General features: G+C 39.7%; 10 protein-coding genes. 1 reads left to right on the forward strand and 9 read right to left on the reverse strand.

Annotation, left to right across the window (positions count from 1 at the left end; translation table 11 throughout):
- Positions 1-41: 41 nt before the first annotated feature.
- From BLCOC_RS27170 to BLCOC_RS27910, 9 genes are all read right to left on the reverse strand, one after another.
- Positions 42-761, reverse strand: a complete 720-nt coding sequence (locus BLCOC_RS27170; protein ID WP_165907238.1) for a response regulator transcription factor — start codon at positions 759-761, stop codon at positions 42-44.
- The gene (locus BLCOC_RS27175; RefSeq protein ID WP_115623967.1) at positions 754-2,502 is read right to left on the reverse strand and encodes a sensor histidine kinase; all 1,749 of its coding nucleotides are present in this window, start codon (positions 2,500-2,502) and stop codon (positions 754-756) included. The genes BLCOC_RS27170 and BLCOC_RS27175 overlap by 8 nt, the downstream gene beginning before the upstream one ends.
- A 78-nt stretch (positions 2,503-2,580) precedes the next feature.
- Positions 2,581-7,206 carry an EAL domain-containing protein gene (locus BLCOC_RS27180; RefSeq protein WP_115623968.1) on the reverse strand — a complete coding sequence of 1,542 codons (4,626 nt, stop codon included), beginning with the start codon at positions 7,204-7,206 and terminating at the stop codon, positions 2,581-2,583.
- Between the two features lie 357 nt (positions 7,207-7,563).
- Positions 7,564-8,439 carry a DUF3881 family protein gene (locus tag BLCOC_RS27185; RefSeq protein ID WP_018594791.1) on the reverse strand — a complete coding sequence of 292 codons (876 nt, stop codon included), beginning with the start codon at positions 8,437-8,439 and terminating at the stop codon, positions 7,564-7,566.
- Between the two features lie 280 nt (positions 8,440-8,719).
- A complete protein-coding gene (gene serS, locus BLCOC_RS27190) occupies positions 8,720-9,997 on the reverse strand; it encodes a serine--tRNA ligase (protein ID WP_029471026.1) in 1,278 nt (425 codons plus the stop codon).
- Positions 9,998-10,328: 331 nt separating this feature from the next.
- Positions 10,329-10,856 carry a DUF4446 family protein gene (locus tag BLCOC_RS27195; protein WP_026255415.1) on the reverse strand — a complete coding sequence of 176 codons (528 nt, stop codon included), beginning with the start codon at positions 10,854-10,856 and terminating at the stop codon, positions 10,329-10,331.
- A gap of 23 nt (positions 10,857-10,879) precedes the next feature.
- Positions 10,880-11,803: a ParB/RepB/Spo0J family partition protein gene (locus BLCOC_RS27200; protein WP_029471025.1), complete on the reverse strand. Its 924-nt coding sequence runs from the start codon at positions 11,801-11,803 to the stop codon at positions 10,880-10,882.
- Positions 11,794-12,570: a ParA family protein gene (locus BLCOC_RS27205; protein WP_029471024.1), complete on the reverse strand. Its 777-nt coding sequence runs from the start codon at positions 12,568-12,570 to the stop codon at positions 11,794-11,796. Before BLCOC_RS27205 ends, BLCOC_RS27200 begins: the two co-directional genes overlap by 10 nt.
- A 621-nt stretch (positions 12,571-13,191) precedes the next feature.
- Positions 13,192-13,299 (reverse strand): DUF6783 domain-containing protein, encoded by a 108-nt coding sequence (locus tag BLCOC_RS27910; protein WP_465220623.1) that lies wholly within the window; start codon positions 13,297-13,299, stop codon positions 13,192-13,194.
- Between the two features lie 471 nt (positions 13,300-13,770).
- Here BLCOC_RS27910 and BLCOC_RS27210 point away from each other — a divergent pair, with 471 nt between their 5' ends.
- Entirely contained in the window at positions 13,771-14,727 is a 957-nt protein-coding gene (locus BLCOC_RS27210) for an alpha/beta fold hydrolase (RefSeq protein ID WP_018594796.1), read from the forward strand.
- Positions 14,728-15,101 lie beyond the last annotated feature (374 nt).

Raw genomic sequence — 15,101 nt, forward strand, 5'->3', positions numbered from 1 at the left:
ATAGAAAATATTCTCCTGACTCTGAACCCAGAATTTTTACCCTAATCCTCACATATTTTACTCTTTTTATAATCATTGACAGACATTCCTATATATTTCCGAAAACATCGGCTGAAATAGTCCGGATTCGGAATTCCGACCTTTTCAGCAATCTCATATACTTTCCAGTTTCCTGATTTCAGATAATCACAGGCATGTTCGATCCTGACCTTGTTCAGATACTCCACAAAAGGGATTCCCGTCTTCTTTCTGAATGCCCGGCTTAAATAACTGGAGTTCAGATAAAACTTCTCCGCTGTCATTGAAAGAGAAAGGCTGCTCTGGGCATAATTTTCCTCTACATAATCACGTATCTGTTCAATTACATCCTTTGCATCCTCCTCAACAGTCTCAATCTGCCTGCCCACTCTCAAAAGAGCATCCTTTACCTCCTGCCGCTTTAGGGGCTTTAAAATAAAGTCCACCGCGCCTGCCCGGAGTGCTTTCTGCGCATACTTAAAATCATCATATGCTGTCACAATGATGACCTTCACCGATGGATATTTTTCCATGATCTCCTCCGCCAAAGCAATACCGTCCATAATGGGCATTTTAATATCTGTCACTACCAAATCCGGAAGCTCTCTCTGTATGCGGAACAGCGCCTCCCTGCCATTGGGCGCCTCTCCGATAATTTTCATATGAAACTCTTCCCAATTCACAATGATCCTGAGAAGATTTCTGGTCCCCACTTCATCCTCCACAAGCAGAACTTTAATCATGCCCCTCATCTCCTTCATAGCAGACAGGTATTCTCAATACAATGGTGGTACCCCTGCCTTTTGTGCTTTTGATCGTGTAATCAATATCTGACTCGTAAAATATCCTCATTCTCTCTATGGTCCCTCTCAACCCGAAACTCTTTTCATTGGTACTTATGTTCTCTCTGTTCAGCTCTCTTATTTTATCCTCATCCATACCCACACCGTCATCTTCCACAGTAAATTTCAGGTATCCGTCCTCCTCTATGCCTTCCACATATACCACACCCGGAGTTTCCTTTGGACGTATTCCATGATTGACTGAATTCTCAACCAAAGGCTGCAGTACCATCTTTAAGATAAAGGTTCCCTGTATTTCCGGTGCTACATTGAGAACATAGTGCAGGGAATCACCGTACCGCAATTTCTGCAGTTCCAGATAATCCTTTACCATCTCCGCTTCTTCCCGGACAGAGATCATTTCCCTTCCTTTACTCAGCAGTATCCTGTAATAACTGCCAAAGGCCTCCAGTGCGTCATATACCTCCTCATTTTTTCCGCTCAGCGCCAGATATCCCATGGCGTCAATGGTGTTATAGAGAAAATGCGGTTTCATCTGTTCCTGCAGGGCGTTCAGCTCTGCCTTTCTCTTAATTTTCTCCTCCTCATAGACCATCTCGATCAAAGCGTCTATCTCATCCACCATCTTGTTATAAGTGCTTTCCAGAATCTCCATCTCTCCAAAAGTGCTGTGTCTGTTTTCACACATCCTGATTTTTTCAAATTTTCTTCCGCTCATGCGGTTCATGGAGCCTGCCATGGCCTCCAAAGGATCCGCCACATAGCGTTTCATGATAAAGTAGCCCGTACCACAGAACAAAGCCAGAAAGATCATAGCCATGGCAAAAATAAGACCACCGATCCCGGATTGTTCCAATCCGTTTTCAATTCTTACTCCCGCCAGTACCTTCCAGTTTATACGTTCAATATCCTGCTGTGCAAATAACACTTTTTTATTGCTCCTGCCGTCTTCCAGCTCTTTTTTTACTCTGGGAAGGGATGTCTCTGCCCGGGATGTGACAATTTTTCCTGTATCATCCAGAATATAGATATCAGGTATACTCTTCTGGTCCAGTCCGCTGTAGCTGTCCGCAAAAGCGTTCAGATCCATATTTATCATCAGGATTCCAACAGGCCGGTAATCTGTGGGGTTGTTGACGACCCGCATGAGAGATACTGTGGTCTCAGCACTGCTCTGGGTGAGAACGCGGTCTGCATTCAATCTCAGACAGTAAGACCCGGACAATTCTCTTACCTCTTCATACCAGTTTGTCTCTCTGATATCTTCTGTGCGAAGGATCCTCACATGGTTCTTGTCAATACTGCATCCATGACTGTCCATATCCCACATATAAATGCCATTGATGTGCGTTTCCGTATCTACAAGTGAAGTAAATTGATGAAGGCTTTCCTTCTGCAGCTTCTCATCTTTTTTCTCCAGTGCGTTTGTAATATCGCTGCTGGACAAAATGATCCTGGAATAATAAGCCGTATTGTCTATCAGGGTTGAAATATTTTTACTGACCGTGTTCAATGTCTGAGTGGAAAGGGCCTGCGCGGAGTCTGTGGCATTTTTATCACTGACACGATAAAAGATTAAAAATATGATACTCCATGATATTAAAAGCAGCGACATATACAAAAATGCCAGTTTTACAGAAATTCTTGCCTTTCCAAGAATTTTCATCTTACCTCTTCTCATAAGATCCTCCAATCAGCACTGTTTTTTGCAGTCAGAAATGACAGGCATTGCCCTTAAATGCCTGTCATTAACCAAAAGCTACTTATCCATTGCCAGTTCATATCTGATTTCCTTCATGTCACTTTCATACCTTCTGAAGGAACCTTTTCCATTCATCTTGGCATTGAAAAGCGCAACATCAGCTTTTCTGTAAAGTTCATCGAACTCCACGCCCTGTTCAGGTATCATCACATATCCGGCGGATACAGAGAATACAATCTCATGCTCTCCGTCACTGCGGACAGTGATCATACCTTTTACCACCTTTTTAAGCTTTGCATGTACATCAGCGTCCTTGATCCTTCTGCAGAATATAAGGAATTCATCTCCTCCTATACGGCAGAGTATGTCATCACTTCTGAAAAATCCCTTCAGTTTCTGCGCATTTTGGAAGATCATCTCATCTCCATATGCATGTCCGAACACATCGTTGGCCAATTTAAAATTATCCAGATCAAACATAATGATCGCAGCGGATTCTTCCCCGTTGCTCAATTCTGCCAGATGCTTTTTGATCCTCGGTATTGCTGTCTGGCGGTTAAATAATCCTGTGAGGGCATCAACCTCTGCGATTTTTGTAAGCCGCAGTTCCTGATTCTTTTGATCCGTGACATCAAGATAATACCCTATGGCTTTCACCGGGCTTCCGTCCTTATCCCGGATTGATTCTCCTGCTGCTTTGACCCATATGACCTCTCCGTTTTCTTTCATGAGAGGAAAGATACACTCCGCACTGCCCCCGGATACCTTTTTGCACAATTCTTTCAGCATACTTATAAATTGACCCCTGTATTCCTCCGGAATACGATCTTTTTCCAGAAAACAAAACGGGAAGTTTTTTACCAGTTGGGAAGTATCCTGCTCTTTTCCTGACTTTAAATGCTGTATATCAGACAAGGTAAGCAGATTTCTCCTGATATCCCACTCCCAGCCGTTGATGTCTGCCAGGCGGAGAATACTCTCGATTTCTTTTCTTATAAGCCAAAGTTCATGTTCTTTTCTCTTGATCGAAGACACATCCTTGTAAATGCACAGGTATATGATCCCCTCTTCATTTTCTCCGATAAATCTTCCGTCTACACTGAGCCATATCTTCATATTGTCCGGCATTCTCAGTTCTATTGTATCCTGATAATTTCTTCCTGACTTGATGGCCTCCTCCAGCCTCTCTCTTGTAAACTGTAGCTCCTGCCCCTTTTTCCAAGGATTTTCATACTCTTCCTTTGTATATCCCAATTCCCTGAAAAGTCCGTCACCCAGAATATCATAGCTGAATATGCCGTCCTTGTAATAGACCATCACCACATTATCCGGAGAATTTTCCATGAGCATACGCATTTTATTTCTCAGCTCAACTGTCTCCGTCACATCTATGACTACTCCCTGCAAAAATGAAGTGCCGTTAAAATGCATATATCTGCTTTGGTCAATAACCCATACATACCCCTGTTTTCCCAATATCCTGTACTCCAGGTTATGCAGTTTTGTGTTGCTGCTGAGGAAATTCACGCCGTCCAGGACCAGATGCCGGTCATTGGGATGTACCATGCGCATAAATTTATTCTGGAACCGTTCCTCTATCTCAGCCCTTGTATATCCGAACATCTCCAGGAATTTATCACTGATGTACAGAAAATCGTACTCCGGCGTATCCGCGCACCTATGATACCCCCCTGGCATATCGTAATTCAAAAACATCAGTTCCCGGTTTTGACGAAGAAGCATGGCATTTCTTTCTGCCAGCTGCTGCTGTACCATCATAGTCTCTGAAATGTCCGTACACGCACTGACGATCGCCAGCCTTCCGTCCTCTGCGCGTATGATTTTTCCCTTATCCAGTGTCCAGAACCAGGTCCCATCTCTTTTTGGCATACGGTACGTTGTGGTATATTCCACACCGGGCGAATACTCTCCTATATCCTCTGCTACACGCTTCCTGTCTTCCGGATGTATGGTATTGACCACCAAGCCATTGATAGCTGCTTTGAGTTCCTCGAAACTTTCATAGCCCAACAGACGGACCATTTCATAATTGGCAAAATAAAGCGGAAATCCCTCTTCGCAGTATCCTCCGATCATGCCTCCCGGAGACATCTGGGCAAATATGGTGGAGGCTGTCTTTCTGTTATCCTCTGTGAGTTTCATAAAAGATTCATCATTCTCCGATACATTCAGAACAGCAGAGAGTGCTCTCTGAGATGACTCCAGCATAGTCTCCCTCTCTTTCTGCATCGTCACATCACTGACAGCTCCATAGTAGAATCTATGCCCATCCTGTTCCTTCAGGAAAAATACATGGATATGCAGCCAGATGGTTTTCCCGTTTCCTTTCAGACGTCTGATCTCCCCGCCCGCTCCTGTTGCCGTCTTCTCATATGCCTCCTGGAAAATATGCAACATTGTGCTCCTGTCATCCTCATAGACATACCGGAGGATATTCATTTTATTTTCTTCCAGGTCCACGGGATCTGTCTCCATTATTCTATAATACTGCTCATTGACACGCACCAGCTCTACTTCATCCCGGAACACATGGTAAAATGCGATTCCCCCAAGAATATTATTCATCATGGTCTCACTGAACACATTTTCCCGGAATATATCCTTTATGCGGAATCTCTCGATCGCTCTGGCCTTAATTCCTCTGAAATCCACTTTATTAACATCTTCAAGCAGAGGTTCCAATACATCCACAGGCATTGGCTTGTAAAAATAATACCCCTGTGCATAAATACATCCCATATCAAGAAGGAAATCCACCTGTTCCTTTGTCTCCACACCCTCTGCGATCACACGGATTCCCATAAGGCGTGCCATACTTGATATAGCCTCTAGGATTCCTACTCCACGGTCTGCGCTTTCTTCACTCATATCCAGGAATTTCATATCTATTTTGAGAATATCCACATTCACATCTTTGAGCATATTAAGGGAAGAATATCCGCTCCCGAAATCATCCATCAAAACCGTAAAGCCTGACTTTCTCAGTTCCTCCACCGTCTCTTTGATGATGTTATAATTCTCTGCGTAGGCGCTCTCTGTGATTTCTATTTCTATGAGGGAAGGGTCAAGCCTGTATTTCTCCACCAGACCGCAGAAACATGCCACCACATCAACTGTATAAATGTCGATCCTGGACACATTCACAGAAATAGGAACTGCCCGGTTCCCCCTGTCCAGCCAGTTTCTGACACATCCGCATACCTTGTCCCAGATATAAATATCCAGGTTTGCAATAAATCCGCTGTTCTCCAGAACCGGTATAAATTCGTTTGGAGGTACTAGACCCCTTTCAGGGTGGATCCATCTGACAAGTGATTCCAGTCCTATGATTTTTCCTGTCATCATATTGCATTTTGGCTGTGCGTAAAATACAAATTCACCGTTGGTAAGCGCTCTCTGTACTTCCGATAAAAGTAAATGGTTCTCTTCTATTTTCTGCATCATTGCCGCGTCATACCAGGAAACACGCTTTGCATAATTTCCCTTCACAGATGCCAGCGCTATAGATGCCCTGTCACACATGGTGCTTACCGGTAAATTGGTATCTGTGATCTCATACATACCAAAGGCAGGGAGAAAGCCCGCGTTCCCTCCGTACTGCCTTACATAGTGCAGGATATCGTTCTGCAGGGATTTCAGAGCATCTTTGTTGTCCGGCAGTATAATCACAAAATCATCATCACCAATATATCCGGCAACTCCATGGTCTTTTTCCTGAGCCTCTTTCAGGAACTCACCCACTCTTACAAGAAACTTATCCCCTGCCTCCTGTCCATACCATTCGTTAAATATTTTAAAATGTTCTATATCAACAGCCATCAGGCAGTATTTTTTATCACCACCCCTTTTCAGCAGTTCCTCCGCTCTGGCAAAAAAGACATTTTTCTTATAAAGTCCTGTCAGACTGTCATAATAGTTTTCCTGGATCAGGCTCTGCCTCTCCTGATTTATCTGTTTTGCCTTCTGGTTATTGATATCCTGGATAAAGCACATGATAATGTTATCTCCGCCGACCTGGTACCGAAGGGGCACAACCATCTGGAGAACCCAGCAGTACCGGCCGTCCTGCATTTTTTTTCTGCACTGCAGCCGCAGCACATTTTCAGCAGATTCCTTTGACATTCTTACCAGGATATCATTCAGATTCCAGAATTCAAAATATTCCTCTCTGTCATCCGGGTGGATCAGATGGTCACCGGTATCCCGAAGTATCTGTGTAAGACTTCCTGACAGCGGGACCGCGGGATATTTTCCCTCCATCTGATACAGCGTTTTATATGTATTCTGTGTAAGATTCAACTCATACAGCTCATCATACGCGGTAAGGCTTGTCAGATTAAAGAACAGGCTTTTATTTCCCTCATCTATTTCTTTTGCCAGCACCATACTGCATACTCCGGCTCCCGGCCAGTCAACAGCACCGGAATTGATCTCCACCCATTTCTTAACCTTTTTATTGTAGAAGACAGCACTGTCTCTGGCTTGCCGGGCAAGCGGGCAATCTCTGCATGGCTCCTTTTCGTCGCACAGTGCCTCATAACATATCTGCCCGCACTCCAGTTCAGGAAATGTTTTTTTCAGCTCCTCATTGCAGCTGACAATCCTGTAATCACTATTTATAATATATATTTTACTGTTTTCATTTCCTGATAGCTTATCCATACAACCTCCAACGTGTTTACCCGTTAATACACTTATTATAGTGCTGAATGCACATAATCGTCAATGTATTTGACTCTGCCTTATGCAATTCCACGAACCCCAAAATAGATTTTTTTGGTGCATTACATAGCAGTACATATCCTGTATGATACCCTTGTTTACTGCACAGCAGCGTCTTATACACTTTCCCAGACAATAAAAAAGGTACCGGAATAAATTCCGATACCTCATTTTCTTAAATCTTAATTTTGTTTTAAATTATACTCTGTGTTTTTTCAAAATACAGCTTCTGCACAATTGTAAATGTAACTGCAAATATAATTGCAAATGTAACTACAAATATAATTCAAAATATAATCAAAAATGAATGCTTCCCTGAAGCCAGATCACACCCTTAAAGCGCCGGCCAACCTCAGGTTCTCCCATCAGGTCACTGGTGTTGATACAGACATCAATTTCCAGATCATTACATGCAATTCTGAGTTCGTAAACTTCCTCATTTGTCATGACATTTCTCACTCTGGAGCAGTCCATAATTTCGCCCATGACATTGTACAGGTCACATTCCATACCGTACGGCATAAAATATGTATCTACAATAGAGTACACATCCTCGTTGGGGATTCTTCCGGAAATCATGGAATAGATATCAATATCCTCCATCGTGAGATTTTCCATAGCATCCTCATCGCCGTTGCGGGCCGCCGCGATCATGCGGTTGCGGTTAATGGTATTTTCCTTCTCTTCTTTTTCCTGCTTTTCATCCTTTGTGACAGGAAGAAGAATCTTTCCCTCCTTAGCCAGAGCCGCAAGGGTAATGGCGTAGGATCCTCTGGAATAATTCCCATGGCTTCTCTCTGTGAGATATTCCCCTGCATTCTGCAGATAAAATATAATGGTCACTCCAATTCTCACATCATCACAGGCACCTGCATAAGATTCTTTTCCCGCATGTTTTTCAATTACCACATCCTCCTGGGTGGTAATCCCGGTACCGCGGAAATAGGGAAAATAATATTCCATCTGGAATTCATTATTCTCATCATATTCTCCACAGACCGTTATTCCAAAATCACAGCCATAGGTTTTTGAGATTTCCGCAAACAGATGGTTTTTTCTGTCCTCGATCACCGTCTTCTCATCATAATGTGAAATCACATCTTTAAGAATCCGGTCCACCTCTTTTTTTCCGTTAATCCCAGAAAAACCAATGGATTTTAAATAACTGTGCAAATACGTACCTCCGTCTGGTTAAGGTTTACATAACTTAGTTTACATAATATTTATTAATACTCTGTATGCCTCTTACTTTGTTTGTTTTTTATTCTGTCAGCTCTTTATTTTGTCTGCTTCTTATTCTGTTTGCGCTTTATTTTGTCTGCTTCTTATTCTGTCTGTTTCTTATTCTGTTTGCGCTTTATTTTGTCTGCTTCTTATTCTGTCTGTTTCTTATTTTGTTTGCTTTTTATTCTGCCTGTTTCTTATTCTGCCTGTTTTTTATTCTATTTATTTCTTATTTTATTTCTGTCATTCCGCCCATATAAGGTCTCAGTGCCTCGGGAATCCTTACAGAGCCGTCTGCCTGCAGGTTGTTTTCCAGAAATGCAATCAGCATTCTAGGTGGAGCAACAACTGTATTATTTAAGGTATGCGCCAGATACTTGCCATCTTTCCCATTTATACGGATTTTTAATCTTCTTGCCTGCGCATCACCCAAATTTGAGCAGCTTCCTACTTCAAAATATTTCTTCTGTCTTGGTGACCATGCTTCTACATCCACAGATTTCACCTTCAAATCTGCCAAATCCCCGGAGCAGCATTCCAGTGTACGAACCGGAATATCCAAAGAACGGAATAAATCTACTGTATTCTGCCACAATTTATCAAACCATTCTTTGCTTTCCTCTGGTTTACATACAACGATCATTTCCTGTTTCTCAAACTGGTGTATACGGTATACACCGCGCTCCTCCAGTCCATGTGCTCCCTTTTCTTTTCTGAAGCACGGAGAATAGCTTGTGAGAGTCTTTGGCAGCTCTTCTTCAGGTACAATAGTGTCAATGAATTTACCAATCATGGAATGCTCACTGGTTCCGATCAGATAGAGGTCTTCCCCCTCAATCTTATACATCATGGCATCCATCTCAGCAAAACTCATAACTCCTGTCACCACATCGCTGCGAATCATAAACGGCGGAACACAGTAAGTAAATCCTCTGTTTATCATAAAGTCTCTTGCATAGGAAATAACAGCAGAGTGAAGCCTTGCAATATCCCCCATAAGATAGTAAAATCCGTTTCCTGCTACTTTCCTGGCACTGTCCAGATCAAGACCGTTGAAACTCTCCATGATTTCCGCGTGGTACGGAATTTCAAAATCAGGAACTACCGGCTCACCGTATTTCTGAACCTCTACATTTTCCGTATCATCTTTGCCAATAGGCACAGATGGGTCAATAATATTCGGAATGGTCATCATTATGGTTTTGATTTTTTCTTCTACTTCTCTCTCCTCAGCAGACAGACGCTCTACGGTTTCAGCATTGGCTGTAACTTTCTTTTTTACCTCCTCTGCCTCTTCTTTCCTGCCTTCCTTCATAAGACCGCCAATCATTTTGGAGATTTTATTTCTTTCTGCTCTCAGAGCTTCCACTTCTTTTTTAATGTCACGATTCCTTTTATCCAGCTCAATGACTTCGTCTACAAGCGGCAATTTGCTGTCCTGGAATTTATTTTTAATATTTTGTTTTACAATATCAGGGTTTTCTCTTAAAAATTTAATGTCTAACATTTCTGTTCTCCTTCTGTTTTCGCTAGTTTGTTTACATAACTTTTATTTTAACTTTTGTATATTGTTTATATAGCTTTTTGTATGTTGTTTCTAGCGTTTTTATTGTTTACATAATCTTATTTATACAGCTTTGTTTACATGTGCTTATTTACTTATGTTTATTTACTTATATTTATTTACTTATGTTTATTTACTTATTGTTTATTCACATATGGTTATTTACATATCGTTATTTACATATCGTTATTTATATATCGTTATTTACATATGATTTTACATATGATTATTTACATAATTAATCATAACAATACAGTCAAATGAATCGTTATAATCAATCCTCTAATTCTGTTTCCTGTAAAATGCCGAAGTTTACAGCTTGTCTCAGTGCTTCCACCTCTTCTTCACTCAATACTACATAGGATTCCCCATTTACTATCTCTTTAATGTAAAGAAAGCAATTTTCTCTGCTATGTATAGCATTCAGCAAAAAACCTGTATTATTTTTGTCAAGCATGGCAAGTACAAAGCTAAGTTTTCCCCCCATATCCTCAAAGGCATCATATTTGACAATACCATATTTGTTCAGGGACTTATCCATTACTTTCCATATTTTGTCAATTTCCTCCCCATTGTCATCTGTGGAGCGCACTAATTTCTCGATCAAGTCAAATTTTCTTTTAAACAGCCGTTCAAGGGATTGTCCATCCTTCCCCTTCATGAACAGCGTATATTTTCTGTTTAGCCGGTTCAGTCCCAATGAAAGGTTAAATACGCAAATCAGCAGTATAATTACTACGATCAGCAATAAAACCATCAATATTCCTGAGTGAGACTGAAGGCTTTCTAATAAACTACTCATCTGTTGTTCACAACTCCCTTATTTTATCTAATCGTTTCCAGCAGTTCTACAATACGTTCCAACTCATCTTTGGAATAATATTCGATTTCTATTTTCCCCTTATCATTGTTCTTTCGGTGTATTTCTACCTTTGAACCAATAATCTGCTTAATCTTTTCCTCCAACTGCTGATATACCAGGTTTTGTGCCTCGTCTACCGGTTTTTCCTGTTTTTCCGGTGCCGGATTCAGAATTTCTTTGACCATTTTTTCTGTCTCTCTGACACTCAGTTTTTCGTCAAACACTTTTGTAGCTGCCATGATCTGAATTTCAGAATCCTCTATAGCCAGAAGTGCCCTGGCATGTCCTGTTGTTATCATTTCATCAATAAGCATTTGCTGAACACGTTCATCAAGCTTTAAAAGCCGCATAGAGTTTGTCACAGCAGTACGGCTTTTTGACACTCTCTCCGCAATGGCATCCTGTTTTAAATGAAACTCTTCCATAAGGCGTTTATAGGCCACTGCCTCCTCAATGGGATTCAGATCTTCTCTCTGGATATTCTCTATCAGAGAAATTTCTACAGCCTCCTGATCTGAAAATTCTTTTATGATAACAGGAATTTCTTTTACACCTGCCAACTTAGAGGCTCTCCATCTACGCTCCCCTGCAATAATTTCATAGTAATCACCTTTTTTCTGTACAAGAAGCGGCTGTAAGATTCCAAACTGCTTTATTGACTCTGCCAGCTCCAGCAAAGCATCTTCTCCAAACTGTTTTCTGGGCTGCTCTCTGTTTGGTTCTATCATAGACATTTTAATCATCTGAACAGATTTTTCATCTTTTATGTCAACTTCATTTGTACTTACAGCAGGTGCGGGCACAGGATTTTTCTTTTTGACTTTAGCACTACTGTCCGGAATCATGGAATCTAACCCTTTTCCAAGTCCACCTTTTCTTACTGCCATTCTTCATCCCCCTTATGTAAAACTTCCTCTGCGAGAAGCTTATAACTCTCTGCTCCCACAGATTTTTTATCATATAATGTAATCGGCAGGCCATAACTGGGTGCCTCTGCAAGACGGACATTTCTCGGTATTATTGTTTTGTAGATGGATTGGTTCAAATTACTCTTTACATTCTCTACTACTTGCAGGGAAAGGTTTGTCCTTGCATCATACATGGTAAATACTACTCCTTCCATAACAAGAGAAGGATTTAGACGCTCCTGTACTAATTCAATGGTGTGAATAAGCTGTGTAAGTCCTTCCAAGGCGTAATATTCACATTGGATTGGAACAAGAACGGAATCTGCTGTTGTCATTGCATTGATTGTCAAGATATTAAGTGATGGAGGGCAATCCATAATAATGAAATCATATTTGTCTTTTATGCCGTCAATATGATTTTTTAGTAAGTATTCTCTGTCTTCAACTCCTACTAATTCAATCTCGGCTCCAGCCAGATTGACGTTAGACGGAATGATGGATAAATTTTCAAATACGTTTTCAATCAGGCAGTCTGATAAATCGCAGTCTCCAAGAAGCAGCTCATACAACGTGGCATCCAGGTTCTCCTTTTCTACGCCTACGCCGCTTGTGGTGTTTCCCTGAGGGTCGATATCTATAATGAGGACTTTTTGATTCATTTCTGCCAGACAGGCGGAAAGATTAATGGTTGTTGTAGATTTACCTACACCGCCTTTTTGGTTTGCTATAGCTATAATTCTTCCCAATTATACTCTCCTCTTTTCATCTGTGTGGAAAAGTTTTTAATTTGTTTTTTATTATGATATACGTGTTTATTATAGCATTAATTGTGGAGTATTTCCATAAGAATGTTTCACGTGAAACATTTTTTTATTAGTATTTTATTGGTTATATTGTATATGAAAAAATAGGTGAGGGCGGACGGTTGAAAAGGAGAGGCGGGGCAGAGAGCGGAGGAGAGTGAAGCGTTTCGCTGTCCGGAAGCTAACCGGCTCCCAGACACTAAATTCGTCGGCAGCGGCCTCCTCATTAAGTGTCTGGGGCAGGTGGATCTCTTCCGAACGCTCTACTGTGACATCACTCTCCTCCGCCCTCTGCCCCGCCTCTCCTTCTCAACCTGTTTTTCTTTGATACTGGTTTTATTTGCATGTTTTTCATATACGGCTTTGGTAGTGTTGCTGTTGCTCGTTATGTTTGTTTATAGTATAGACGTGCTTTAAGTTTCCGTAAATGCTAACAAACATGTTTGTATAAGATGTAAATTTAAATAATACATGTTAGATATAATACATTTGACATAAAGTGTGTTTAAAAATTTATTCATACAATCTGCACACCCATCTTGTGGAAAATTTGATTTAATTTAGTCAACGCACCCCGCTACGCATCCCCTCATTGGAACAAAATCTCCTACAAAGTGTGATGCACAGCTTACTGAAAGCAATAATAAATTGTACTATTGTTCTTCTGTTTATTTACTTTTTCTATTTTTTTCTTTTTTTACTTTCCTCATCTTTCTTATAAAACACCTAGCTTAATACTTTCTAAAGAGCAACAACTTAAACAACAAGATGTTTCACGTGAAACATCTTGTCATCTAACTTTTTTTATATCATATTTACATATCTGTGCGTTTATCATATCAATACCTTGAATTAGTACCTAGTATATTAAAAAAGCAAAAACAACTTTTAATAAATATTATCCATCATTAAGTAAGATCACTTAAAAACAAGTTTTTTATTTGATCTAGGAATTAATTTTTTTAATATAATTATATTTCATATATTAATATATACATGTTAACACTAGAAGTAGTATATCAGCATTGCAACTGTTTTTAGTTCTACTGATTGGTATTTAACTGTCAATTATTTTAAACTTGTATAATTGACTTTAATGTTTTATAATATTAGTATATTATTTTTTGGGAGGTGGACGGTTTTATGAAAAAATCAAGGCATAAACTAATTACAGCAAGTATACTTTTTTCTATTGCTACAGGTATTATATATGTGATTAATCGCCTTATATTTGGAACTGCTGTGTTGAAAGAAATGTTGAAGTCCACAGCTAACAATTATTATAATTGGCGGTTTGGCAAGATATATTACAAAAAGACTGGCTCTGGGACCCCTGTTTTACTGGTACATGATTTGACGGTATATAGTTCTGCATATGAATGGAATAAAATTGTCGATAAGTTAGCTGAAAATCATACTGTTTATACTATTGACTTACTGGGATGCGGCCGATCCGACAAGCAGAGGATAACTTATACAAATTATTTATATGTACAGGTTATTTCTGATTTTATAAAGAATGTTATTCATGAGAAAACAGATGTTATAACCAGTGGATATTCAGGTTCTTTTGCTTTGATGGCTTGTCATAATGAAACTGATTTATTTGGTAAAATTATTATGATAAATCCGCCTGCTCTTAGCACCTTAAACAAAATTCCTGACAAAAAAAGTAAGTTGTATAAGTTTTTGTTGGAGATTCCTGTTTTTGGTACTTTAGTTTACAATATGATCACTTGCCAAAGCAATATTCAGTTGTTATTTACAGAACAGTATCTTTATAATCCCTTTAATATGACTGCCGAATGGCTTGATACTTATTATGAATCCGCACACAAGGGTATGAGTAGTTCAAGATATCTTCTCTCCAGCATGATAGGAAGATATACCAACAATAATATAAATCATGCACTAAAGGCGATTGATCAGAGTATTTTTATCATTGAGGGAGAAGCCGAGAGAGACAGTAAAGATATTATATCTCAGTATACAGAATGTAACCCTGCAGTTGAGGCAATCAGTTTGAAAGGAGCAAAACATCTTCCTCATATGGAAGCACCGGATGCTCTTATGGAACAGTTAAATATATTTCTAGATTAAATGTTTCACGTGAAACATAAGAAGGCAATGTAGTATTGGATTACTACATTGCCTTTCTTATTAATATAATATCTTTTAGTATAAAAATCTTTTGCTATTGCTAGTTCTGTACTTTCCCGCTCAAACTATAAGAAAACATTTAATAATTAAGGGAAAAGTTCCATTGTCAATGTCTATTAAGTTATAATTACCTATACCCCTTATGATACTGAACAGGTATTAAACCGCTATAATATTTTTAAAGATTTGTATAATCATACATTTCTTACTAAATAATAGAAAATAATACAACAATACATTTTTAATACCTCTTATTCTAAAGAATTATAAATCAATAGATACATCATAGTCTTCCAGAACCTTCTTAAATATAA

This window comes from Blautia coccoides, assembly GCF_034355335.1.
In the GTDB taxonomy this organism is placed as follows: Bacteria; Bacillota; Clostridia; order Lachnospirales; family Lachnospiraceae; genus Blautia; species Blautia producta.